Here is a 24,161-nt window from a genome sequence, read left to right on the forward strand (position 1 = left end):
CTTAGCTAGCCACCTTCCTGAAATACCGATAAACCTTTTCTAGCTTTTGCGTTTGTTTCCCCTTTGGGCTTTCCATATTACCGAATTCGAAAAACTTCACCTTCTTGATCCCGACAAAATTGAATAGTGCTCTTTTCATCAATATTTTATGCGCATCATTCAACCAGAGAAGCGGATACTTTGCAGGTCCCTTCATCGTGGACACACATACGACCGACTTTCCTTTCAGAAGGCCTTCCGGGAACAAGCCCTTTTTATCCCTGTAGGCAAAATTCGCAGAAAATAATTGATCGATGTATCCCATCAGCATGGCCGGTGGCCTCCCCCACCAGATCGGATAGACAAAGACAATCTTGTCGGCCCAAATAATTTGTTTTCTATATTTTTCAAACTGAGGATCACGATGCATATCACGCCTTCGTTTATGCTCATTGAACTCCAAGAGCGGATTGAAGCCCTCTTCATATAAATCCAAGACCTGCAGCCCCTTTATGTTCGGGTTCTCCTTACTTCCTTTGACGACTTTTTCTAAAAAAGCATGGCTTAGGCTTTTATGATTTGGATATGTGTAGATGACCAGCATGTTCATGACGCACCCCCTATTTACTTATCATTTGATAACAATCATATAACACCATCTTTTTTATTGTCAAATGATAATTGTATTTTGATAATATTTTTGATATCTTCTCAGTAAGAGGTGAAAGTTATGGACAAAAAAGCGCTTTTTGAAAAAATGGTCACATTTACAACTTCCGTACATCAAGTGACACACGAATTGACACAAAACGCCAAATCCGATTCCATCACGCCGGTACAATATAAAATTCTTGAATATATAACCGTCAGTCAGCCTGTCACACCAAGTGAAATCAGTGACTGTCATCATATCTCCATGCCTAACACGAGCCGTGAACTGAAAAAATTAAGCGAAAAGAATTTAATTGAAAAAATAAGTGATTCGGGAGATAGACGGAAACAATACATCCGCCTCTCCAAAGAAGGGGAAATGATGATGAAAGAGGCTTTTGCAATCGTGGAATCCCGTTTCCAAAGCCGGCTGCAACATGCATCAAAGGAAGATTTAGCGGAGATTGACCGTGCCCTGGACATTCTTCAAACAAAACTTTTTTACTGATGAACACAAAAAGGGCTCCCGCAATTGAAGTTGACGAAGAATCGACTTCAATCGCGGGAGCTCTTATATTATCTCCATGCATGTTTTATGATCAGGTACCGCAAAAAGTCCGGTAAGGTTTTGTTGACTCAGGCAGTGCGGCGTATTCTGCTTGTTTTTCGCAGTGTGCATAAGGATTTGCAAGAACATCCAACAGCCGTTCCATCACGCTGTAGTCCTCTTGTTCCACTGCCGCCTCCAACGCCTCTTCCACCCGGTGGTTCCGCGGAATCACTGCAGGATTGCTGTTCTGCATCAACTGATTCGAAGACTCTTTCGATTCCTTCTGCCTCCCTAGCCTCGCCTGCCAAAGCTCCTGCCACTGGGCGAATTCCGGTGTCCCGAAAAGGACCGTATCCTCCATTTTATCAAAGGTCAGAGCTCGGAAAGTATTGGTATAGTCGGCACCATGCTTCTTCATCATACTGAGGATGCCATTAATAAGGGCTTCATCCTGAGTCTCTTCGTTGAATATCCCCAGTTTCTCCCTCATTCCCGCTAACCAATTGGAGTGATACAGATCATTAAAAACGGAAATCTTATCTTGGGCCAGTGTAACGGCCTGATCCTCGTCATCATGCAACAGCGGCAATAGGGATTCAGCGAACCGTGCAAGATTCCAGCCCCCAATTACCGGCTGGTTTCCATAGGCATAGCGGCCTTGCCTATCAATTGAACTGAATACGGTTGCAGGGTCATAGGCATCCATGAAGGCGCAAGGGCCATAATCGATGGTTTCCCCGCTGATCGTCATATTGTCGGTGTTCATCACTCCATGAATGAAGCCGACCAGCTGCCATTGGGCAATGAGCTCAGCCTGACGCTTGACCACTTCCTGCAGCAGTGAAAGATAACGGCTTTCATCTGCTTCAATGTCTGGAAAATGACGCTCAATGGCATAATCGGCAAGTGTCCGTAGTTCCTCGATCGTGCCCCATTTTGCAGCAAATTGAAAAGTTCCGACACGAAGATGACTCGAAGCCACACGGGTCATGATGGCACCGGGCAGCCCTGTTTCACGGATCACCGTTTCACCGGTCGTCACCACTGCCAGACTTCGGGTGGTAGGAATGCCGAGCCCGTGCATCGCCTCGCTGATGATGTATTCGCGCAGCATCGGTCCAAGTGCAGCCCGGCCATCGCCACCGCGGGAATATGGCGTTCTTCCTGGACCCTTCAGCTGGATATCGACCCTCCCGCCTTCTGGCAACACCTGCTCGCCAAGCAATACCGCCCGGCCGTCCCCTAACATGTTAAAATGACCGAATTGATGCCCAGCATATGCTTGGGCAAGAGGCGAAGCACCTTCCGGGATCTCGTTTCCGGCAAACACCGCCACACCATCCTCGCTTTGCAGCGACTTCACGTCCAAACCAAGAGAATCCGCCAAACTCTCATTGAGAATGACCAACTCCGGTGAACGTACAGGAGTCGGGTTCGTGCTCGTGAAAAACTTTTCCGGTAGACGTGCGTAGCTATTGTCTAAATTCCATCCTGTTTCATTAGTCATGGTTTCTCCTTTTCTTATTTTGACTTTTTTATAAAGATTCTTTCGCTCAAGATTCAGTTAATACACGTGATAAAACTCAGTTGCAGTCCATATTAATGTCTACTTCTGCCAATTAATTATACCGTCTCTGCATTAAAATGGCTCTTTTAAAGTAGCGTTAAATCCATGACAACTCCCAGGATTTCATAAAACGATTGTGTAAAGCGCCAATATCCTCATCGGTCTCTTAGAATGAAAAAAAGCAGTCACCCTTAATGTTATATTAAAAGTCAAGAAAATAGTCAGAACATCCTAAAACTAAATGTTTAAATATAATGTCATACATTATATTCAAGGAATATAAAAGGATAGATAAGCAGAGATACTGCTTTTCCTATCCTTTTTTCGTACTACAAATGACCGATTGGAAAATTTTGATTCTAAAAATAATTGGGGGATTGGAAGAAGGAAAGCTAGGTATAATTAGTGATGTAAGTTTATGCTTTTTTATGTAATAATTATTTTGTATAAATGTAAAGTTACAATTCATACATAATGAAGGTGGGGATCGTAATGGCAACGGGAACGCATACTGTAGTAGTTCCAGTGGATGTACAAGCAGTTTGGGATTATGTCAGTGATCTCGAAAAATGGGCAACGACAGTACCAGCCTATAAAGAACATGAAATCATAAATGACAAGCAATCTATTTGGACATTTGAGGGTAGTGTGAAAGGCATTAAAAAAACAATACAAGCGCAGGTAGATATTACCGAATGGAATGAACCTTCAAATATTAAGTTTGAACTAAAAGGTTTATCAGATAATTTTACAGGAAGCGGTCACTTTACTGCAGAAGATGTTAATGGTAAAACAATAATGACTTGTACAGTGGAAATCCATGCAGGCGGATTATCCGGTGCAGTGTTAACGCCAATTATTAAATGGGCTGTTCCAAAAGTAGCATCTCGTTTAACAGAATCTATCGCACGTAAAATTGCAGTATTCTCCTAGTTTTCAAAGATTGAAAGCCAATTCATTTTGGAGATACCTTCTCTGAAGTATAGATGGTAACATTCTGAAGTGACCAATGTAATGATATAGATTTCTACTAGAAATTTTATAATTAGCGGAAAGGGGGCTGTCCAAAAAAGGATGGCCTCTTTTTTTCAATATTCCAGATCGGGTGCTATGGCATAAGGATCACAAAAATTATCAAGCTTGTTTGAAAATCTCATACTTATCTAAAAAGAATAACTCCCATCCCGAACCATGATTTTAAAGTAGACTTGGTTATCCTTCATGTTTTTTACTTTTTTATATAAATAAAACCCTCATTGGATTGAAGAAATTAACACTCCTGCCGAATAACTGCCTAAACGAGACCCCACAGACGCTTGCTTTGAAGAATCTTGGCAGACAGTCGGCGGAGAGGGAGAAGATTTCTGAAATCAACTGGCACGTTTTTTATTTAAAAAAACTGCAGGTAAACTCGCTTTCTTCGAATTTATCTACAGTCTGAAGCCTGCCATTGATTCGGCAGGCTTTTTATATCATCTATGATTTTCCCAAACAGGTGAACAGAAACATGCTAATCGTGTGGAGGATTCATGTTTTCAGAATGCCTCCCCACCTTTTTCCTGTCTTCTTTCTTCCTACTTTGTCTCCCGAATCCCTCTTCCATTCAAGGATATGCTTAATTCAGTAAAGTCAGGCTGATAAAGGCAATGCCAAATATACAGTACAGAATGAGGGTAAAGGGCTGGGGAAAAATAATATATACGATCATACTAATGATCATCAGCAGGATGCTGAAGGCATTTATCCTATCTCTCCACATACTCACCTTTGGTCAACTCCTTTTCCACAAGCGTAAGGTACATTTTCATCGCAAACTTCTTCCGGTGCTGCCTGGCCGGCTTTGAGGAAGCACTTCTCTCACAGTCAGCGAACATCAGCAAAAATAGAGTTTCTTCTTCATCCTTTGTTCCTCTTTGTTATAATGGCTGTGTGCCTAATTTGGATTTTTTTCATTTTTCGTTAGTAAGTAAGCGACTGATAATTTATAATTATAAAATTGAACCCACTAAACAGCCATGTAGCCAAAATGATAAATTCATGAAAATAATTTAAATTTTCAGATTTTTTAAGGGGTATGAAGTGAATGATCTATAAAACTTTCAAGGTTGTATTGAGGACCATGCACAAAGGCCAAACCGAGGAATTCGCCTATGTATATGAAGGGAAAAGCCTGCTGATCGGCCGGGCAAGCCAGCACTCCAATGCTGATTTCAGGCTTTACAATGACTTTGTTTCCAGGGAACATTGCCGGATTTATATGGAGGAAGGGCAGCTCCTCATTGAGGATTTGGCAAGTAAACACGGCACCTCCGTGAACCAGATGCCGCTTGTACCGGGCAATCCCTGTCACATTGAACCCGGGGATTCGATTACTTTGGTCAATGGATTGATTGAATTCATGATCTCCATCGACAACGATTTAACAATGGATTTCACGCCCGTGAACCCGGAATTCCTGCAAACCGTCGCTATCAATGAGCACCTTCAGACCGTGATCATCAATGAAGAAGCACCCATTAAAATGCCGACCAAGGAATTCAATTGCTTTAAGCTGCTATATGAAAATTTGGACAATCTTATTTCAAAGGAAGAAATTGTCCAGCAAGTCTGGCCAGAGCGAGTCGGAGATCCCGAGCAAATTGTGACGGCAGAGGAAATCGCTTCACTTCTGTACCGCGTGCGGAAACGGTTAAATGGGCACTTTGCGATAAAGGCCGTCATTCAAAAGGGATATTATATGAAATCCATCCATTCATTCAATTTATCGGACTTATCATGACAATCATTCGAAAACATGAAAAAAGCATTGTTGAAAACAATGCTTTTTTCATGTTTATATTGGAGCTGGCAAGTGTATATGTCCACGGTCCATTATCATTTCTTTGGCAAATCAAGATTAGTGAATTCATCAACTGGAACGATGTCTTCTTCCATATCCATCACCTTCAGCACAACCCGGTCTCCTACATTCGTCAACACAATATCAGATAGCGCATTGACTCCTGGGTCCACCGAGAACCTCTTGGCATTGCCTTCAACGATCAAATGGAATACGTATCCATTCGAGAGATTGGCATCATTGATCCTCTTTACCTTCCCCTTTATTTCTTTCATCTCAAATCCTTTTTGAGGCGTCACACCGCTTACTTTCCCTAATGAGGCAATCAGCTTTTTATAATTGCGGAAAGCTTCGTCTTTCGTTTTCCCAAAGACCACTTGGGGATTATCGCTATTGGCATAAACGATCGCCACACCTTGGAACTTGCTGCCCTTTGTAACCGGAATCACATATGTGGGAGCACCGTAAATCGTATAGAAAATTCCATTAGTGGCTTTCCAGCCTGGATATTTGGACAAAAACTCACTCGCATTGGCGTTGGATTTTGCTTCCTTTCCGGTCAGAACGGACGTGACGCCTTTGTAGTACGTCATTTCACCGGTTTTGGCATTGAAAACACCATAACCTACAAGGGTTTTGGAGTTGCCTTTTGATTTAGCCCGGGTAAAGTCCACTACATAAATCAATTCGCCTTTTTCGTTAAACGTAACCTGCATATTATCCTCATTAGGAATCAGGACATCTTTCTTCGGTCCAATCAGGGACTGGTTTTTCCACCCGTGAATATATTTTCCCCAGTAAGTCCAATATTCCAGGGCTGTTTCCAATGTGAATGTCCGATCTACCCATTTAGGTTCTTTTCCTTTTGGATAGTATTTCGTGTCACCCGTTTCCGGATTCACCAATACCACCCCGTCCACCACGGGACCGCTGCGGTATTTCAAATAATGTCCGACTGAAGCTACGAAAAAGGGCTTTCCATCTTCATTCGGTTCCAAATATGAATCATGGATGATTTTATTCGGATATGCCTTGCGGATGGTCCTTTCCAAATCATGATCAAGGTACTGTGATGGAGCATACAGCATCTTCCCTTTGACAGTACTTGCCCCTTTATCCGTCGATACGGCGGAAATCAGATTATAACCTGGCGTGTATTCCGCTTTCCCGGCTTTTAAAAACCCGTCCATTTCAATGGGGGATGTATAAGCCAATTCATCATTGATATTGGTCAGACGGTATTCGCCTTCAGTGAAATATGATGCATTTTCTATTTTATTAATCGCTGCATCGCCTTTTGCGTCAGCCATTTTCACTGTAACGAGCGGCATGGTTTTTATATCTTGAACTTCTTCCAGCTCTTTTTTCTTATCGACCTTCGCCAATCCATGCAGATCTGCGGCAAAAGTGAGCGGGTAGAACAGCATGATGATCCATGCGGCAATCAAAACGACACCCATCAAACTGTTGAAGTGTACGTTCCAAGGTGTTTTTGGCTGCTTTGCCGCTTCATTTCCCCTCCGATTCCGTCGGGTGCTTGAAGATTCACTGGCACTGTACATATACATGCTTGAATCGATGATGAGAATGAGCCCCAGAATAATGGCAAAACTTGAAAAGAATGCAGCGGCAGTGAGATCCAGCAGCATGATATCGATAACGAAAAACAGTATGGCAGCAGAAACTAAAAGTCTCAGCACTTGTTCAATGAAAAAAGGTATATCTTTTTTGGTGATGGCGTTTGTCCATCTCTGCGGAATCAAGGAAAGTCCCAATATGGCAAATGGTATTTTCATTAAAATTCCTTTTAAGATGAAACCGAGTAGTGAAAGTATCATGGTTTGAAAAATCTCTCCTTGTCATGTATGTTCCTATTTACCCATTTTACCACTTTCGTGCAACTAATTTACTATTTTTTAAATCTAGCGAAATTACGTCAAAACTATTTGCTCCACCGATGCTACTTTTTCCGATTCAATGTTTATATAGACTCTAGAAAAGGATGGATGCCAAAGGGGGCGAAGCCTTATGATTTATGAAGAAACTTACCAATACCTATTAAGAAATGTATCTTCCACTGAATTCGATACGTGTTTGTACGCCTTGCTCCACAGTGATTGGGACGGGGTCATCCAGAGCCCGCTTCATATGATGGCCCGAGGAGTCGGAACGACAGAAAAGTACTTAAGGCAGATCATCAATAAATTCACCGCACCACAAGGATCACTAAAAAAAGTGTTTGTGCCTGTTCATCAAGGTGAAGATATTTTATATAAGTTTAACCTTGGCCCTGCAAGTAATCTTGGCTATAACAGGAAGACGGACCGTTATTGCAAGAAATACCGTTTCTTTTATTGCGATGCCTTCAAAACCTTAACGATTCATGGAAAACGGCTGCTGCTTATGGGCGCTTTCCGAATGTCTGTTTTGAAGTCTGAAGAAGTTCTATTCGATTATAATGAAATCGTTCCTGATTCCAACTCGCCATTCACGAGGAAGCGCTTATTGGATGCAGTCGATGCCATCCATGACGCATTAGGCCATTTAGTGACGATTTCTTTTGCAAGCAGGGCTTTTTCAAAGAAAGAAGTTCTGGTATTCACCTTTACCGAAGGCGTCTTGGAGCAGTATAAGGAAAATAGGGCGGAACGGACATGGTTGCGGAGAACGATTTTTAACTCTGGCTACCTTGGGCATATCAATGATTCTGTATGCAGGGAATTGGAACGGGTAGGCAAATATATTTTCCGTTCATTTCTGCAGGAAACGACAAACATCTCCAATGATATCCAAAAGGAACTGCAGAAGTTAGCCCGTTTCGTCTATTCTCATTCTCTTAAGAAATTTGGCCAGGCGATTCCTGCCAATGAGCACTTACTTCTTGCCCCAAAACAAGCCTCTGCTTATTTAAGCAAGATCATTTACAATGAAACATTGGAACAGATGGTCAAGTTTGCCCACCAGGCAGAATCTATCAAAAGCCTGTTGGAACGCGTTCATTTTCATAGAAACATCTCCGAGAAAGCTCTCTGCCGGGAAGTGAATGATTTGGAAATGGCTGAACATATCAAGCCCATTCTCCAAAAGTACCATCAAGCAGACTTCATCCGTCATGTGCTGAACGACTGGTGCGAAACATGGCTCATTTCCCGTGTAAAGACAGTGACAGAAGAATTCCGGGCAGAAGGAAAAAGGAAAAGTACCGATGCTGATAAGCAGGCCGCGGCCGAATATATGGTGCGCATTAGAAACGATACATATGACCAGTTGGACAGGCTGTTGACCTTGCTTCTTAAATTCGGCAATCATGCAGTTGCCCCGGCTGTCCGGAACTTCCCTCTCACTAAGAAAAAGGAAACCCTCCAATCCTATTTTGCAATCCAAAAGGAGCGTCTCGACTTTCTCTCCATTTCCTCTTAAAATCAGACGGTTTAAGCCTTTTAATATGTCATTTGTTTTCCAAGAGAACGGATCCGTTCTCTTTTTTTTGCTTGTAACGAAAGCCGACTGTGAATTGCAGAATGACGATTGTGGTTTTGGGATGGCCCTCTGTGGATTTCTCCTCTGAATTCGTGTGTTGCATAATGGTCTTGTGGATAAGGGAACTTGGTCAGCAGATTGTTTTGACAACAGGCCTTAGCCCCTCTAATGGCAAGGGCTTAAATATATAAGTTATCAAAGGGTCTAAGAATGGGCCTATATAAAGGAACTGAAAAAGTTTCTGATCATCAGTATGAATAAGGTGTTGAGTGCAGCAGGCTATTTTAAAATAAGGCTCTTTTCGTAAAGATTGTTGTTTTTAAAACGAAACTATTTAAGGTTGATTGGAGCGGAAGTGCGAGACTCCTGCGGGAGCAGCGGGACAGGTGAGACCCCACAGGCGTTTACGCCGAGGAGGCTCACCGCCCGCCCCGCGGAAAGCGAGCATCTGGAGGGGAAATCAACCACAACTCACTACCTGGTAAATAGCAACAAAGTATGTTAAAACAGCCTAAAATAAAAAGGCCCCCCATTTAGAATGGAAAGCCCTCATGACTTGTTATGGCATTAATAATATTTTCCCCGAACTTTTCCGGCTTTCAAGAAGTCTATGTGCATCCTCCCCATTTTCCAAAGAGAAAAGAGTCGGTTCTTTGATGAGGATTTCCCCTGACAGAATCCATTGGAACAGCTCTGCTGTTCTTCTTGTCCGTTCTTCATGGGTAGTCAGGACGTTCCAAAGGTCTCCACCTATTAATGCTTTCGATGTATCCATTAACATTCTTGGATCGATTTTCTCTGGATCACCGCCTGCCATCCCAAAAAATACAACAGTTCCTCCAGTCTTGGTCGCCTCGAAACTATCCATCAAGGTTTGTCCCACTGATTCATAAACGACATCAACGCCTTTACCGCCGGTTACAGCCTTGATGGAATCCACCCAATCCGATCCGTAAAGGAAAACATGAGCCGCACCCATTTGTTTGGCAACAGCCGCTTTATCATTTGATGAGGTCAAGCCAATGACCTGACCGCCCTTCATCTTGATCATCTGTGTCAGTAATTGACCGACTCCACCAGCAGCGGCATGGACCAGAATGGCTTCTCCTGCTTTAACTTGATGACTGTCATGAGTTAAATATTGAGCAGTCAATCCTTGAAGTAAAACGGATGCGGCCGTTTCAAAGGAAATGCCCTCAGGCAGAGGTAACAGTTTATCAGCTGGAACTGAAACCAGCTCCGCATTGGCATGGGGAACATCAGCGAACCCGACACGATCACCGACTTTCACATGATGGACATCTTCCCCAACATATTCGATGACCCCTGCTCCCTCATAACCTAGAATGAATGGGGGATCACCTACCAAATGATAATTCCCTTTCCTTCTATATACATCAGCAAAATTCAATCCGATTGCTTTCATTCGAACGATCACGGCTGATCTTGAATGTTCAGGTTCTGCAATTTCCCTTACAGACAGAACTTCCGGCCCGCCGAAATCATCAAAGACTAGTGCTTTCATCATCCTAACTCCCTTCAATGCTTCTTCATTCTTTAAGATATAGGATGAACCCTTTGGTGGCAAGAAACACAAATAACCGCCCTGCCCTTTAAAGGCAAGAGCGGTCACTAAGTTAGTTTACTCAATCTATATTGGAACCAGGACCGTTCTTTCGTTTATTCGCAGAATATTCCTTACCGTGTGCTTCATGTTCTGCAATGATATCCGCTTTCGGAATATGGTTATTCTTTTTCGGTGAAGCGATACGGTTACGATGTTTTTTTCCCATGATTTATCTCCCCTTCATTCAAAGCTATTTATGATGAACTAATGTTAGCTTGTCCGATTACCACCGAAAATACCGGAAAAATAGGCACTTCATAATAAAGGAAAAACCACCGCGGAGACCGAATAGATGTAAAACTGATGTATGAGGAGGGAAAAAAATGTTTCCTGTATTGAATACGGAAAGGTTACGCTTTCGGGAAATTCGTGAAAGTGATGCGGAAGCTGTTTTCCAATGCTTATCAAAAGATGAAGTCACCTGCTTTTATGGCCAGGATTCATTGGAAAATGTCGAACAGGCGAAGGATATCATAGCATCTTTTGCGAAAAGCTATCTTGAAAAACGAGCTATCCGATGGGGAATTGAAAGAAAAGATACACAGGAATTGATTGGTACCATTGGTTTTCATGCCCACAGTCCCAAATACAGACGGGCGGAAATCGGTTATGAAATCCATCCAGCACATTGGCGTAAAGGATTTGCGTCAGAAGCTCTAAAAGAAATTATCGCTTACGGTTTCAACGACCTTGATTTAACCCGCATCGGCGCGGTCGTTTTTCTGGAAAACCAGCCATCAAGTGAGCTCTTGCTTAAGCTGGGCTTCATCCAGGAAGGAATATTAAGGAGTTATATTTATCAAAACGGTATCCCTCATGATACATATGTGTATTCCTTGCTGAAGTGAAACCCCTGGTAAAGAGGGAATACCCCAGAAACGGATATTCTTAGGTTCTTCCCTTTACCAACGTTTTCCTGCCATTGGTAGCATTCGTTTGTGCAAAATAAAGTCGAATCTGTTTTTTCTGGATAGTGAATCATTTAACAACGGCATTCATTTTTTGATATGGATAAATCAATCCCGGGTCCATACTGAATTGGTCAAAAAAATGATCTTCAAAAAATTGTTTAATTTGCATTAATTCCGAAGGAGTTGGAAAAGAGGATACCTTAATTACCGGAATTTTCTGAAATACACCAGTGTCTTCTTCCGTCGAAATGATTAAATCAATCTCTTCATACTTGTAAATCAACTCTCTGCTGGAGGGATCGAATGTTGAAATCCTCACCTGATTTCCGTAGTGATACTTTAACACTTCCCTTATATAATCTTTTTCGGTATATGTACGACATACTAAAGCAACTATTATTGTGTGTTGATTCTTATTTCGTAAAATGGCTGCCTGAAGGAGCGAGAATATTTCCAAAACATCCAGCTTCTTAATTTTAAGCGGAACTGTCAAGAAAGATTTAGTAGCCAGCTCCTCAATGGTCTGAAAAATTGGATTATATTCGAAATATGGAAGATATTGCAACATGCAATTCCTTACAGTCTCCATTTCAAATTCTGTTTCAAGTGATATTCTCTTTAATGTTTGGTATAAATGAAATAAGAAGATATCATCTTGTGATAGATTAAAACAAACATATTCTGAAAGGGAGTCTAAAAATTGAGTCAACGGAAACCCTCGTTTACTTTTCATTCTGTTTCGAAGGTATCGAAGATGTTGTGATCTATTAAGTGGTTTTTCCTCACTCATGAGATAAATCGCTAAGTAAAATATTTCCTGAAGCTGGATATCTCGTGTGGGGCATCTTTCCATGTAATGTCCTAGTTCTTTGGAGAATTCAAAATACTTACTGCCTTCATAATTAATTAAGACTGATTTTGGATATGAAACGAAATAACCCATGGAAACACGAAGGTTAGATATATATAAAATCATTGTAAGTCGGTGTAAGGCACCAGTCCGAAATGACATCGAATGTTTTGAAAACAATTGAAGTAAAGTTGTTTGAAATTCCTTTTCATCGAGAGAATCTTTATCGGGAAAGGTTTCCAATGTCGCAAAATCCAAATTTCGCATGATAAAGCGTCGGATTTTTTTTTCATCTCCTACTAATTTGAATGGGCTAGCAGATAAGTCAACACCTGTTTCCCGTACTACCTCCTGTAATTTTTCAAGGTGACGATATGCGGTGGAACGACTAATATGCACCTCTTGAGAAATCTGTGAAATATCAACACCATCATTCAAAAGGATTAACTTTAATATGTGAAAATAGGAATTCTTCTCTCTTATTTGCACCAATAAACTTTCTAGAGTACCATTTTCAGGTTTAATAAGACATATTCCAAGACTTTCACTTTTCTCAAAACCCCATCCCTCGGGGATTAAAGTCTCCAGGAATTTTAAATCACGTCGGATTGTACTTTTTGAATACCCTGTTTTATCGGATAATTCAGTCAAATTACTCCATTTATTATCTTTAAATAAGTGAAAAATCACGTCTGAATAACGTTTATAAAATCGATTCATACTATCACCTCTTCTTACTTGTCCACTTAAAATAAGACCTTAGCCCTAAATGCATTTACCTTATACCCATTAAATACTTAAGTAAACTCCCTGAATAATCCCATTTTTATCTGCACCTTTTCTTTCTTGGAACACTAGTTCAAATATGAATTGTTATATACCGCTTTTGAACCTACCCAATAAGGTCATTAAAATGATTTTCTGCTGCTAAATTTGTAGTGCAAGAAGAAAAAGAATCCTCTATTCCAAACTCGGATCTAAATAATTGGATTAAATGTATAAAGATCATAAAGAAGGAGACTTTTATTCAGTGGAAACCTTTCTCCGGAACTAAGTGCTATGAACGTTTTAGAGAAGCGCAGTAAGGATCTATATGTAAGAAAAAGGAAACCGATATTGACCTATTTTGAAGGGTCTACGGCTTCCACAACGATCATAAGGGCTATACAGTTTGCCTGTACTCACTTCGTTAGAAAAGGAATATACAAAAAAAGGCCTCATTCACGTTTAGAGGAAGCCAGTATACATCGAATGGCTTACCAACTTGTTAAAACGAAAATGAGCTGTCTATTAAGAGCCAGTGTAAAAGAAAAAGCGAAACCGAGCATTTTACATTTTTTGTTTTAAATAATTCAGGTACACTTGCCCCATTTTAATTAGACACCAATCATAAGCACGGATGGGTTAACGGATAGGCTGTTTAGCTAGCTACGTATTGGGCATGCCTGACGCAAATACATGCCCAATAGGACATCCCTTGAGTCTTGTAAAGTCGTCCATTCAAACGATAGCCAATGTTCTTTCAGCTTCGGCTTGTTCAATTTAAATTGACTTATCGTCACTTTAAAAAAGGAGAAGAACATGTTTGATTTGGTTTTATTCGATCATCTAAAAAATGATTAGCCATAGGCTTTTTTTTATGGCGCATCCACTAAATCCCATTTAATCTTCCCCTGATAATCACCTATATAGACAAAAGGTTCCATTTTTAACAATATTCCCTGATTTTCTAGCCAATTTATCGATATCTCATCTATACTTTTGGTTGTATGTTCAAAAACATTCATGGCAACTCCTAGTGCCATTTTTTCTTCTCTTCCAAATTTATCAACAAAAGTTAAGGCATCTAATAAATAATGACCGGCTCCATCAGAAAAATCTTCACTTAAAGTAGCCGTCAGCCGCCACGAACTACCGGTACCACGAGTATCCTTCACGCGAATATCCCAATCGGCATTTCGTTTTGCAAATGTCGGTTGATTAGGAATTTCCATGCTTACAAAACTAACATGCGCAGCAACATTGGTGAAACTAACTTGTCCAATGACGTTCAAGGTGAGTTTTTCCACGTTTGATCGTCTGCCAGTATCATCCAAACTGTAAACATATACAGTATGTGTCCCTACTGATAATTCATCTGCTGGAATGGTATGCTCGTAGCTGACTTCTTCCCCTTTATCAGCAACATTTGCTGCACCAGAGGCAAATTTAATTGGCTCACCTTTATCCAACACATAGTATAGGTCCACTTTGTCACTATCTGCATCACTCCATGTCCCTTTTATTTTGTAGCCACTTCCTAAATCAATTGGTATTTCCTTATCAGCATCAACAAGTGTAAGTGATGGCGGTTCTACAACAATGATTTGCAGTGTTGCTACATTGGACTTTCCTCCATTTTCATCCGTTACATACACTTCAAAAGTGTTTTCCCCCATTTTTAATTGGTCTTTTGCAAGGAGAAAACTCCAGTCGGCACTTTCGGAAGACACATCTTTCTCTTTTTCTTCAGAATTGATCTCCTCGGAATTCAATTCATAGTAAAAAGTGCCTTTGGAATCATCACTGTCATTCCAGGTTCCTTTCACCTCATAATCTTCACCTTTGGATACGTAAACAGGGCCAGCATCATTTATTGCTACTTCTGGTGCTTGATTAGGCTGGATGACATAATCAATTGAATTGGTATCAATCACCATGTTATCTCCATTAAACCTTGCTGTTTCAGTAACTGAGGCAGCTTCCGTTGTTGCATTTACTTTCACTTGAAAAGTGACCGTCGCTGCATTTTGAGTGGAATCCATATTTGGAATACTAAGTGCCAGCGATTGCCCTGACCACGAATTATCATCTAATGCTGCAGTCTCACCAGAGGTTGTCAATGTCATGGAGCCTGGGATAAACGTAACATGATCATTCAAGACCGTGTTCAAGATGATATTTTTCCAATTTTGTAAACCACCGTTATATTTCGCATAAAGCGTATAGGTTAATACATCACCTTTAAAAACTGAAGAGCCCTCTCCAACAACAGAATCATCCTGTCTCGTTATCGTTTGCTCAACTTCTGCATTTACTAAATCCGGTATTTCATCAAAAGCGACACGATTGGTTTGCTTGAAAGTAGGACCTGTTGAACCAGTGAATCCCCAATAAACTTTTGTAGAGCCAAAAACATCTTGTACATTTACAGCAACAGTAACCGCATTTACTCCTTCTAATTGATACGTGAGTGCTTGGCTTGCAGCATCCCATCTCACTTCGAATTTACGCCATGTACCATTTGATAACAGACCGGGATACTGAACGCCAGTATTACCATCTACGTTATTATGTTTCATGGTTCTCCTATTACTTTGTACCGGCCAAACACCAGTGGTATAATCTATATAAGTATCGGCTTTCCCTGGATACCCCCATGCAACATGGTCATCGTTAACATTAGTATCAAAATAGCTGCTTCCACCATCATTTTTATAGGTATCAAACTCAACAGCAAAACTTTTTTGAATGCCAGATGTTTTCGATCCATTATAGCCTTCGTCTGCCCAAACCCCCAAACTTGCCCCAGATTTTGCTATAGCATTTACACCTCTTGAATCATTATGCATCACAAATGCCATACCATCTGCCGCATTAGCCCCATTATTCCCAAAATACAAATACATAGAGGCTGTAAAATCTTTGGTTAAATCCATTTTAAGATCGTCGATCGACCAAATTGCCCCCATTTGATTTGTGGTTCCAGGGGTTACTGAAACCAGATGACTGTTAATGATGGAGCTATTTGATCCTGTTGATGGAGTGGTAAATAGGCCATCCAATATAATACCGGATGGAGGATTATCTTCTATTGGACCGGCTGCCTCCACTTTAATGGATTCCACTGGATCCAGCCATTGAAGACTTGAGAACATCAAGCCCATAATAATGAGAAATGAGAAAGTGATTCTAGTGAATATTTTACTCTTCTTCATGCTTTTCCCCGCTTTTTTTCCTTCTTAGTAGAATAATGACCAGTATGATTAATACCGCAATTAGCACGCCGATCCCTACAAAAATAAGTGTATAGTCTTTTTCCAATTCAACTGCTTCTTTATTTAATTTCTTTGAATCATCACCTTTAATCTCAAACATTTTGTCAAATTTCCAGGTTTGATCTCCGTCTTTTGCCGTTATATATATATGATATTTGCCAGGCTCTAACGCTTGATTATCCCAGCTAATAGGAAAATCGAAATTAGAATTCGGTGCCATGGATACGTTATTCTTCTCTGAAGAGTGAAGCATCTTCCTGTTTCCTTCTTTCGTAATTCGAGCATTCACTTCCAAGTTATTGACAATCATAGCTTCCGTGTTTTGCAGATTCGCAGTCACCACTGTGCGATAGTTCATCAATCCTGCTTGAACTTTATTTAACTTTAGATTGGGTTTTACCCTTTTATCCGTTTCGGTCAATTTGACGCCAATCACATACGAAAATTCATTGTTGATTTGAACATTATCATCTTCTTGTTTTTTGGCGCCTTGATTTATTTCGTACACATAGAATCCACCCAAAATCACTCCATCAAATGGTTCATCTGGCATTTGAATCGTAAAAGGCACTTTTTTCGTTTGATTTCCTTTTAACGTTACTTTTTGTTTTGGGGAAATGAGATCAGAAAATGCATACTTTAATGAACGATCTTTTTTTTGATTATTTTTACTGTAATCAATCACTCCATTTTGATTGGTTACGGCTGTATTCGGTTCAATCATTAAGTCGATTTTTTCACTCGAGTTATTCTTCACTGTTAAAGATATCGTTTGTTCGGCCCCCGGTTTCATATACAAGTCAAAGTAAGTCAACTTCTTATTGATTTGGTTTTTTGGAATATTGGCTTTGATTGAATATTCCATGGTCCCAGCAAAGGCTGTTTCATTCTGGGAAATGATTCCTAACCCAATCAATAAGGACACAATCAAAATAAATAGCCCTTTTTTCATCTATATCCCCCTCTAGTTTCAACATGATGTGATCTATATTAATGGAACTTGGCTTACATAATTTCTTATAAAGCCAAGCCCTATTTGAGTATTTAGCTAGGTGCGTTGGTTAATTCCCATGTTACAGTACCACTGTAACTTTCGGCTTCAGCTGAGCCAGCCAAAACTTTTAGTTGCACATTACTATTATCGCCGTCAGAACCTGAAAATACGTCCAGCCATGTTCCGCGGCCAGTTTCTAAAGGTGCCTCCATGAATTTTTTTGAATCACTATTATCAAATGTAACGTCATAAGCCGTTGGCGGTTCAGAAACATTTGATGATTGTGATTTTACTTGTCCATTTTTGAATGTTAACTCAGCCCCCTGTAAAGACTCCCCAGTGCTATTTTTTAATTCAGAAGCCTTTGCTGTCAAAACCCATCCTTCGCCCGTTCCGCGTTTATCTGAAACTTGTACATATGGGTCTTTATTATTTGCGTTATATGTAGTGTTCCCACTCATAATTTTTTGGGTTCCAAATTGGATGTTGGAGACATAGTCCAAAGTTAAAGATCCACTATTTCCCGTTCCGCCATTGTCTGGATCTATAGGATCAATCGGACTCGGTGGATCCGGTTCATCTGGATTAACCGGATCTACCGGCTTGGTAATACCCTCATCCGGAATAAAATCAATATAATTTTTGGAAATAGCGCTATTCACGACAGCTGCTTCCGCTGAATTTGCCGAAAAGATCAATCCAGCCAGAATCATACTTCCTGCCACTGACAGGGTAATTACTTTCATCTTCCTCACCTCATGGTTTTTTATATTATTGTGGTGCATCCAATAGACTCCAAGTTAATGTTGAGACATACTCTCCAGCTAAGTTTCCTGCAGGAACATTTATTTTCAAGTTGCTAGGATCAAATTGATCTACCCACGTTCCCATTCCTTTTGAGTCTTGAGCAGACATAAGGATTTGTGGTGCAGTTACTTCAGAATCAGTACCTAATTGTACTTCCCTTAATTCTGGTGCAGGTGAAACATTTCCTGGCGTTGTAACTGCAGTCCCGATTGGAAGTGTAACAGTGGCACCTTTTAGAATCATCGTTTCATCAGTTAGATCCTTGAATGGTGAAGTTGAGACCTGTAATGTCCAGCCAGCACCAGTACCACGAATATCCGTTATTTGAACGTTTGGTTTTATTGTAGTTGTTGAATATTCCACAGCTCCACCGGATAATTGGTGGGTATTAAATTCTAAAGGCGAGACATTATCAATTGTCAGCGCCCCTGTATTTCCTGTTCCCCCATCCGGTTCACTAGGAACGATCGGGTCAGTTGGACCTGTTGTTTCATCTGCTGGCATTATTGTGATATGGCCATGTGAAGTGGCTCCTTTACCGTCTTCACTTCCTAATACTTCAGTTGGATCAACCGCGCTTGCAAATGTAGGTGTCACGAATACCAGCAAGGCTGTCGCTGCCAGTCCTTTAAATAGAACCTTTTTTACATTCATTTTTTCAATTCCTCCTTAATTTTTATGAAGATTTAAATGCCTACTAAATGAAGTTGCAACAATACCTTTCTTGAATCCCTCTAGAAACCCCTTAAAACGATGAACATACCTCTTATATTTTCACCATCTCCATTCCTCCTGTTGTAGGTTGATAGGCTGCCGCATCAATATCTGAGACTACCCAATACCTTTAATACATACAAAATGCCAATCACTAGAATATTTGCGACTTTCACTAAAAATGAGTTTCCTAAGTTATCAAGTTATCGAGATAGGGAAAGGAACACGAAAGGTTGCATGTATTTGGTTCAACTTCATGAAAACCATTATATAAGTTAAAAATTAAAACATTGTTTCAATAATGAATTTTGCTTTTCCATTTAAGAAACTCCATTTAAGAAACTCATGATTTTGCTTTTCTTTAGTGACTTACAAGTTGTTTTTTTATGCATCAAGTGAGAAAGAAAGTTCGCTATAATTATAGAAAGGTGTTATTGGTTGGAATGAAAGGGGAAGAAGTCGGCACAAAGTTTTTTTTTAGAAGATGGAGATTCAGAAATGGATCTTAAACCATATACGAATGAGGGTGTTTGCGGATAGGCGGCCGCTACTTAACGATTAATAAAAAGGTTAACCTGCTTCAGGCTAACCTTCATTAGGAATTTTTCACACCTACAAACGATCCTTTGATCTTGATCTACTGTGATCTCCCTATTTTCCTACATACCTACATTTCGAGAATCAGTAAAAGTTTGTACTTATAATGAATAAATGTATCGTTGTACGTCAATTTCTATACACATCTACTTATTCGAGTCGAAAAAAATAGCAAAACAATTTCCTTAATATTCCAAATTACCTACAAAAAAAAGTCACCACAACATGGCGACTTCACTTCACGATTAGTTGACTACAAGATAGTCCTTCAAGGCCTGCTGCAGCGTACCCTTTGTCTCTGCTTTATTATCGAGCTGGATCCCTGAACGAATCATTTTTGTAACAACCTCTGGGCGTAATCCAGTCACTACAGCTTTACACCCCATCATTGCCGTTCCATCGAGGATTTTCAAAAAATCATTAATGATTTCAACTTCCATATCGATGATACCGGATAAATCCAAGATCAAGGTCTGTATCCGCAGTTTACCTATCTCCTGCAATACTTTTTCCTCGATTATCTGTATACGTGAATTATCGATTGTCCCAATTAACGGAAGGACGCAGGTAGTGGAAGTGATTGGAATGATCGGGACGGATAGATTTTCCACCAAGTTTTGCTGAGCCAGAATCAATTTGTCTTTGTAATCGGAGTAACTGACGAAAAAGGATTTAAGAAATACATCAACCTTTTCATTCACTTTTTTCTCTAATTCAAAAAAGGTTTTGGATTCATTAAACACTACTTTTGCACTTTCGAACTTATAAAGAAATGTCCAAAGCGTTCTGCGGAGGGCCTGAATCCATTCCAGCTTGAATGAAAGCGTCAAGGAGTGGGTTGCCCACGTAACTCCCTCTTTTTCAGCAAAGGCAATCAGATCCGTTTCATTCTGTTCCACTATATAACGGATGAGTTTATGTGCATTATTCAAAAGGTCGACATTTCCTATCAGCAGAATTTCTTCGATTTTATCCCTGACATTGACCGCTTCTGATAAAAGATATTCTTCAAACTCACTTTTATTCTTCAAAAGGAATTCCATTATCTTTTCTTCCTCATAAACAAAACTCACTCTTCCCCACTCCCTTTTTGAAATATCCAACTGTGATTTTTGTTACTATTTACTTTCTATACGGATGGATTTCTTTCCTGCTAATTGCTCCTATATTAAAAAGATGGATAGTAAATGTGTATAAACCGGTTACATCTCCTCGCCTGAAAAAACATTTTTCGATGCGGAAGAAAATATCAGATGGGTGGACGATTTCCCATATTTAATGGCTTCATCGACGAAGTCTTCCAGCGTTTCCATGGAAAATGTACTTATTTTAATCAAATAACTGTATTGACCGGCTAACCGGTGGCATTCCAGTACTTCCGGATGGTTCAAGCTAAATTGATAAAAGTCTTTGCATCTATCCGTTTCGAATAATATGAATGCCGTTATGCTCCTATCAAGTTTTTCAAGTGATATTTCAGTTTTATATCCTTTTATCACTCCGCTTTCCTCTAATTTATTCACACGTTCTTTCGTTGCCGGAGCCGTTAAGGAAACTTCATGTGCCAGTTCTTTCATGGACATGCGCCCATTATTCTCCAGCAAGGAAAGTATCTTTCTATCCGTTCGATCCAATTCAATCACTCCCACTTTTTATTATTAATAAAATCACCCTAAATACATTATAAAATAAACAGAAAAGAAATGATTACGTAATTTATCGTATGTATTAGGGAATTCGCTTTTTATATAATAAATACAAATATAAATAAGGGGGATTCACGATGAAAAAAGTATTGATGCTGCTATCCAATGGATTCGAAGCGGTTGAAGCAAGTGTGTTTACAGATGTATTGGGCTGGAATAAATTAGAGGGTGATGGTACGACTGATCTGGTTACGGCGGGACTTCATGAACAATTAAAATGCACCTGGAATTTCATCGTGCAGCCCGAATTGACCATCGATCAAGTGAATCTTGATGACTACGATGCTTTGGCCATTCCAGGAGGTTTTGAAGAAGCCGGTTTCTATGAGGATGCCTATGATCAGAGGTTTCTTGATGTGATCAAGCATTTTCATGATAAGAACAAAATCATAGCAACCATTTGTGTCGGTTCTCTCCCATTAGGTAAAAGCGGGATATTGAATGGAAGAAAGGCCACTACATACAACCATCCAACCAGTAAGAGACAGGGGCAGCTAAAAGATTTTGGTGCGGTTGTCGTTAATGAACCGATTGTCGTCACGGACAATATCATTACATCCTACAATCCTTCCACAGCATTCGATGTTGCCTTTACGCTCTTGGAAATGCTCACTTCCAAAGATAATTGTAAACATGTGAAGGAATTGATGGGCTTCCATTAAGAATGTCTTCGAAACCTACACGATTTGGATGTTATTGGGATGTTGATTTCCGCTCAAGAAACTCGCTTTCCTCGGGCGGTCGTGGAGCCTCCTCGGCTTGCGCCTGCGGGGTCTCCCTTGGACACGCTTTTCTAAGCAGGAGTCTCGAACACCCGCTCCAATCAACTGAAACTTTTTTCAACTTAAAAAACTGCAGGCAAACTCGTTTTTCTTCGAGTTCATCTACAGTCATGGGTTCCGAATGAAATCGGAACCTTTTTCACGTTACTTCCAATAGGCCAATTTGTTTTGTTGATTCTGGCAGGACTTTATTCGTTGCATAATCGATGATGGCACCATACTGGCGAATGACATCGAGACTATCCAGCTCGCCATTGGCGAATTTATCTTCCACGGTTTGTATGTTTTCCTCAAGCCATTGTTTACGGTTGTTCCTGATATACGACCTAGCTTGTTCCGTTGCTTCAAAATCTATTTCGAATAAATCGAGATCTTTATCGATTTCCTTGATCACGACTCCATAATCTTTTTTGGCTCGCTCAATTGAAACATATTCATCGATAACATCTTCCAAAACATCTTCGGGACTTCTTTCAAGCGGATCTCCCAGTCCCCCGCCCCCAGCGGATGGGCGTACAAAGGAATCTCCTTGCTGCACCTTCACATTTGAGAAAATCGCACCTAAATAGCGTTCGTCTGCCTTGCCTGGATTCAGCCATGCTCCATGCGGGGAAGAAGGGAGCCGCTGGATATTCTTAGGCCAAAAAAGGAACAAGATGAATGATGAAATAAAAAAAACCAGTCATATCAATAAAAAATCATTGATATAACTGGTTTTTGATCTAGGTTTAGCTTCGCTGGCCGGCGAAGTCTATTAGATTCGACAGTTATTTATAGAATTCATCTTTTAAAGCACCAAGTCCATTTAAGGCGATGGCAGAGTAGTATTTGCTAGATAAAACTACCTGTTCACTATGGCTATATCCTTTATCTTACGTCAATCCACCATAAAGCCAAGGGTGTTTTTAGAATAGTCAAAAAATTATAAGGTTAAGAAGTTTACAAAAATAAGTAAAATTAAGTAACCATAACTGTTTCGCCACGCTTACACAACATGATTATTTATCAGGTGTTTCCGATGTCCCTTCCTCACTGTTTTTGAGGTAAACTTCAGATATTCCATTCATGCCTTCCGATAGTTGTGCTTTAGTATATTCCATACCGCCAACCAGTTTATGAAGCTTCTTATCATCATTCTCTTCTGTAAGTTTAGATTCTGAATCAGTCACATTTTTCACCCCCATCATTTAGGATGGCAAATCAAGATGGAAATATGTATGACAGGCGATGATGATAGACACCCTCAAAGTCCATTTTAGGTAAAGTATGGAATCTTACATTCGAATCTGTACTTAAATAAGCAGGAAAAGATTATTTTATGAATCTTTTTTTAAAAATCAGCTGTTTTCATGGAACTAAAGGGATATACTATAGTTTAGCTTTTATTACATTTTTGTTAGTATTTTTTCTTGCCGCACATTGTGTAATACTTTACAATTTTTTCTATTTACATCAACAAAATGCTTATTGCAAAGGAGAATTGGATATGTCAGAAACGATTACCCAATCACAAACTGAACAACTTGATGCCCGCCAAAAACAATTAGATGTACTGGACCAATTATTAAAGCCTGAGGTTCAGGAATCATTGAACACTTTAGTTGAGCAGTTACCAAAACTAACTGAATTAGTGAATATTTTAACAAAGTCTTATGATTTCGCTCAATCGGTTGCGACGGATGATGTTTTGAAAAATGATACGGTCAGCGCCATTTCGGAGATCGCGACACCTGTAGTCGATTCTGTAAAAGGGCTTGCGGCTAATGCCATCGAAGCTAAGGATCGTGCTGAAGTGAATCATGACGTGATCGGTCTTTTTGGTCTGTTAAGAATGATGAAAGACCCTCAAGCACAAAAACTTTTCCGTTTCGCCCAAGCTTTTCTTGAAGTCTCTTCAGAACGTAAAAACCAAAAATAATTTGATAAACTTTCAATCAGTAAGGACGGGGGATTAACTATGTCAAAACAAATCGTCATCTTAGGTGCAGGTTACGCAGGATTGCTATCTGCCTTATCCGTACGTGAATATTACAATAAAGATGAAGTACAGGTTACAGTGGTGAACCAATT

General features: G+C 40.1%; 21 protein-coding genes. 7 read left to right on the forward strand and 14 right to left on the reverse strand.

Going from position 1 to position 24,161, the window contains the following annotated elements:
• Position 1 precedes the first annotated feature (1 nt).
• Positions 2 to 589, reverse strand: coding sequence for an NAD(P)H-dependent oxidoreductase (locus tag ACFX4I_RS13665; protein ID WP_377421246.1), 588 nt, complete (start codon positions 587 to 589; stop codon positions 2 to 4).
• A gap of 120 nt (positions 590 to 709) precedes the next feature.
• Here ACFX4I_RS13665 and ACFX4I_RS13670 point away from each other — a divergent pair, with 120 nt between their 5' ends.
• The gene (locus ACFX4I_RS13670; RefSeq protein WP_377421248.1) at positions 710 to 1,138 is read left to right on the forward strand and encodes a MarR family winged helix-turn-helix transcriptional regulator; all 429 of its coding nucleotides are present in this window, start codon (positions 710 to 712) and stop codon (positions 1,136 to 1,138) included.
• A 91-nt stretch (positions 1,139 to 1,229) separates the two neighbouring features.
• Here the strand turns inward: ACFX4I_RS13670 and ACFX4I_RS13675 are convergent, their stop codons facing one another.
• Positions 1,230 to 2,687: a protein adenylyltransferase SelO gene (locus ACFX4I_RS13675; RefSeq protein ID WP_377421250.1), complete on the reverse strand. Its 1,458-nt coding sequence runs from the start codon at positions 2,685 to 2,687 to the stop codon at positions 1,230 to 1,232.
• Positions 2,688 to 3,239: 552 nt separating this feature from the next.
• Here ACFX4I_RS13675 and ACFX4I_RS13680 point away from each other — a divergent pair.
• Both ACFX4I_RS13680 and ACFX4I_RS13685 read left to right on the forward strand, forming a co-directional pair.
• A complete protein-coding gene (locus ACFX4I_RS13680) occupies positions 3,240 to 3,680 on the forward strand; it encodes an SRPBCC family protein (protein WP_053347531.1) in 441 nt (146 codons plus the stop codon).
• 1,150 nt (positions 3,681 to 4,830) lie between these two features.
• Entirely contained in the window at positions 4,831 to 5,526 is a 696-nt protein-coding gene (locus ACFX4I_RS13685) for an FHA domain-containing protein (RefSeq protein ID WP_377421252.1), read from the forward strand.
• A 95-nt stretch (positions 5,527 to 5,621) separates the two neighbouring features.
• Here ACFX4I_RS13685 and ACFX4I_RS13690 read toward each other — a convergent pair whose 3' ends face one another.
• The gene (locus ACFX4I_RS13690; RefSeq protein ID WP_377421254.1) at positions 5,622 to 7,382 is read right to left on the reverse strand and encodes a hypothetical protein; all 1,761 of its coding nucleotides are present in this window, start codon (positions 7,380 to 7,382) and stop codon (positions 5,622 to 5,624) included.
• Positions 7,383 to 7,614: 232 nt separating this feature from the next.
• On the opposite strand from ACFX4I_RS13690, the gene ACFX4I_RS13695 reads away from it, so the two are divergent.
• On the forward strand, positions 7,615 to 9,006 hold the full coding sequence (locus ACFX4I_RS13695; protein ID WP_230301060.1) for a hypothetical protein: 1,392 nt from the start codon (positions 7,615 to 7,617) through the stop codon (positions 9,004 to 9,006).
• A gap of 619 nt (positions 9,007 to 9,625) precedes the next feature.
• Here ACFX4I_RS13695 and ACFX4I_RS13700 read toward each other — a convergent pair.
• Both ACFX4I_RS13700 and ACFX4I_RS13705 read right to left on the reverse strand, forming a co-directional pair.
• Positions 9,626 to 10,591, reverse strand: coding sequence for a quinone oxidoreductase family protein (locus tag ACFX4I_RS13700; RefSeq protein ID WP_309518426.1), 966 nt, complete (start codon positions 10,589 to 10,591; stop codon positions 9,626 to 9,628).
• A gap of 121 nt (positions 10,592 to 10,712) precedes the next feature.
• Positions 10,713 to 10,859, reverse strand: a complete 147-nt coding sequence (locus ACFX4I_RS13705) for a hypothetical protein (protein ID WP_141236089.1) — start codon at positions 10,857 to 10,859, stop codon at positions 10,713 to 10,715.
• Positions 10,860 to 11,016: 157 nt separating this feature from the next.
• Here ACFX4I_RS13705 and ACFX4I_RS13710 point away from each other — a divergent pair, with 157 nt between their 5' ends.
• A complete protein-coding gene (locus ACFX4I_RS13710) occupies positions 11,017 to 11,541 on the forward strand; it encodes a GNAT family N-acetyltransferase (protein WP_377421256.1) in 525 nt (174 codons plus the stop codon).
• 130 nt (positions 11,542 to 11,671) lie between these two features.
• Here ACFX4I_RS13710 and ACFX4I_RS13715 read toward each other — a convergent pair whose 3' ends face one another.
• The 7 genes from ACFX4I_RS13715 to ACFX4I_RS13745 form a co-directional block, all read right to left on the reverse strand.
• On the reverse strand, positions 11,672 to 13,174 hold the full coding sequence (locus ACFX4I_RS13715; protein WP_377421258.1) for a BglG family transcription antiterminator: 1,503 nt from the start codon (positions 13,172 to 13,174) through the stop codon (positions 11,672 to 11,674).
• A 917-nt stretch (positions 13,175 to 14,091) separates the two neighbouring features.
• On the reverse strand, positions 14,092 to 16,431 hold the full coding sequence (locus ACFX4I_RS13720; RefSeq protein WP_377421260.1) for an L-type lectin-domain containing protein: 2,340 nt from the start codon (positions 16,429 to 16,431) through the stop codon (positions 14,092 to 14,094).
• Entirely contained in the window at positions 16,418 to 17,443 is a 1,026-nt protein-coding gene (locus ACFX4I_RS13725) for a WxLIP family cell surface protein (protein ID WP_377421262.1), read from the reverse strand. Before ACFX4I_RS13725 ends, ACFX4I_RS13720 begins: the two co-directional genes overlap by 14 nt.
• Positions 17,444 to 17,535: 92 nt before the next feature.
• Positions 17,536 to 18,231: a WxL domain-containing protein gene (locus ACFX4I_RS13730; protein ID WP_377421264.1), complete on the reverse strand. Its 696-nt coding sequence runs from the start codon at positions 18,229 to 18,231 to the stop codon at positions 17,536 to 17,538.
• Between the two features lie 25 nt (positions 18,232 to 18,256).
• Entirely contained in the window at positions 18,257 to 18,946 is a 690-nt protein-coding gene (locus tag ACFX4I_RS13735) for a WxL domain-containing protein (RefSeq protein ID WP_377421266.1), read from the reverse strand.
• Positions 18,947 to 19,848: 902 nt separating this feature from the next.
• Positions 19,849 to 20,676, reverse strand: coding sequence for an STAS domain-containing protein (locus ACFX4I_RS13740; protein ID WP_377421268.1), 828 nt, complete (start codon positions 20,674 to 20,676; stop codon positions 19,849 to 19,851).
• Between the two features lie 129 nt (positions 20,677 to 20,805).
• Complete coding sequence (locus ACFX4I_RS13745) at positions 20,806 to 21,237, reverse strand: Lrp/AsnC family transcriptional regulator (protein WP_230301068.1); 432 nt, start codon at positions 21,235 to 21,237, stop codon at positions 20,806 to 20,808.
• A gap of 149 nt (positions 21,238 to 21,386) precedes the next feature.
• Between ACFX4I_RS13745 and ACFX4I_RS13750 the strand changes: the two genes are divergently transcribed.
• On the forward strand, positions 21,387 to 21,971 hold the full coding sequence (locus ACFX4I_RS13750; protein WP_230301069.1) for a DJ-1/PfpI family protein: 585 nt from the start codon (positions 21,387 to 21,389) through the stop codon (positions 21,969 to 21,971).
• 259 nt (positions 21,972 to 22,230) lie between these two features.
• Here the strand turns inward: ACFX4I_RS13750 and ACFX4I_RS13755 are convergent, their stop codons facing one another.
• Positions 22,231 to 22,746, reverse strand: coding sequence for a hypothetical protein (locus ACFX4I_RS13755; protein WP_377421270.1), 516 nt, complete (start codon positions 22,744 to 22,746; stop codon positions 22,231 to 22,233).
• Between the two features lie 343 nt (positions 22,747 to 23,089).
• Entirely contained in the window at positions 23,090 to 23,260 is a 171-nt protein-coding gene (locus tag ACFX4I_RS13760) for a hypothetical protein (RefSeq protein ID WP_230301071.1), read from the reverse strand.
• Positions 23,261 to 23,577: 317 nt separating this feature from the next.
• Here ACFX4I_RS13760 and ACFX4I_RS13765 point away from each other — a divergent pair, with 317 nt between their 5' ends.
• On the forward strand, positions 23,578 to 24,009 hold the full coding sequence (locus ACFX4I_RS13765) for a helical membrane plugin domain-containing protein (protein ID WP_377421272.1): 432 nt from the start codon (positions 23,578 to 23,580) through the stop codon (positions 24,007 to 24,009).
• The last annotated feature ends 152 nt before the right edge of the window (positions 24,010 to 24,161 follow it).

This window comes from Peribacillus sp. YIM B13472 (assembly GCF_042788005.1).
In the GTDB taxonomy this organism is placed as follows: domain Bacteria; phylum Bacillota; class Bacilli; order Bacillales; family DSM-1321; genus Peribacillus; species Peribacillus simplex_E.

What these genes read in the sequence shown, in the direction of transcription:
- ACFX4I_RS13715 (WP_377421258.1), bottom strand. Translation starts at nt 13,174, where the DNA reads ATGAATCGATTTTATAAACGTTATTCAGACGTGATTTTTCACTTATTT.
- ACFX4I_RS13685 (WP_377421252.1), top strand. Translation starts at nt 4,831, where the DNA reads ATGATCTATAAAACTTTCAAGGTTGTATTGAGGACCATGCACAAAGGC.
- ACFX4I_RS13695 (WP_230301060.1), top strand. Translation starts at nt 7,615, where the DNA reads ATGATTTATGAAGAAACTTACCAATACCTATTAAGAAATGTATCTTCC.
- ACFX4I_RS13665 (WP_377421246.1), bottom strand. Translation starts at nt 589, where the DNA reads ATGAACATGCTGGTCATCTACACATATCCAAATCATAAAAGCCTAAGC.
- ACFX4I_RS13725 (WP_377421262.1), bottom strand. Translation starts at nt 17,443, where the DNA reads ATGAAAAAAGGGCTATTTATTTTGATTGTGTCCTTATTGATTGGGTTA.
- ACFX4I_RS13690 (WP_377421254.1), bottom strand. Translation starts at nt 7,382, where the DNA reads ATGAAAATACCATTTGCCATATTGGGACTTTCCTTGATTCCGCAGAGA.
- ACFX4I_RS13720 (WP_377421260.1), bottom strand. Translation starts at nt 16,431, where the DNA reads ATGAAGAAGAGTAAAATATTCACTAGAATCACTTTCTCATTTCTCATT.
- ACFX4I_RS13670 (WP_377421248.1), top strand. Translation starts at nt 710, where the DNA reads ATGGACAAAAAAGCGCTTTTTGAAAAAATGGTCACATTTACAACTTCC.
- ACFX4I_RS13765 (WP_377421272.1), top strand. Translation starts at nt 23,578, where the DNA reads ATGTCAGAAACGATTACCCAATCACAAACTGAACAACTTGATGCCCGC.
- ACFX4I_RS13680 (WP_053347531.1), top strand. Translation starts at nt 3,240, where the DNA reads ATGGCAACGGGAACGCATACTGTAGTAGTTCCAGTGGATGTACAAGCA.
- ACFX4I_RS13700 (WP_309518426.1), bottom strand. Translation starts at nt 10,591, where the DNA reads ATGAAAGCACTAGTCTTTGATGATTTCGGCGGGCCGGAAGTTCTGTCT.
- ACFX4I_RS13750 (WP_230301069.1), top strand. Translation starts at nt 21,387, where the DNA reads ATGAAAAAAGTATTGATGCTGCTATCCAATGGATTCGAAGCGGTTGAA.
- ACFX4I_RS13710 (WP_377421256.1), top strand. Translation starts at nt 11,017, where the DNA reads ATGTTTCCTGTATTGAATACGGAAAGGTTACGCTTTCGGGAAATTCGT.
- ACFX4I_RS13675 (WP_377421250.1), bottom strand. Translation starts at nt 2,687, where the DNA reads ATGACTAATGAAACAGGATGGAATTTAGACAATAGCTACGCACGTCTA.
- ACFX4I_RS13705 (WP_141236089.1), bottom strand. Translation starts at nt 10,859, where the DNA reads ATGGGAAAAAAACATCGTAACCGTATCGCTTCACCGAAAAAGAATAAC.
- ACFX4I_RS13735 (WP_377421266.1), bottom strand. Translation starts at nt 18,946, where the DNA reads ATGAATGTAAAAAAGGTTCTATTTAAAGGACTGGCAGCGACAGCCTTG.
- ACFX4I_RS13730 (WP_377421264.1), bottom strand. Translation starts at nt 18,231, where the DNA reads ATGAAAGTAATTACCCTGTCAGTGGCAGGAAGTATGATTCTGGCTGGA.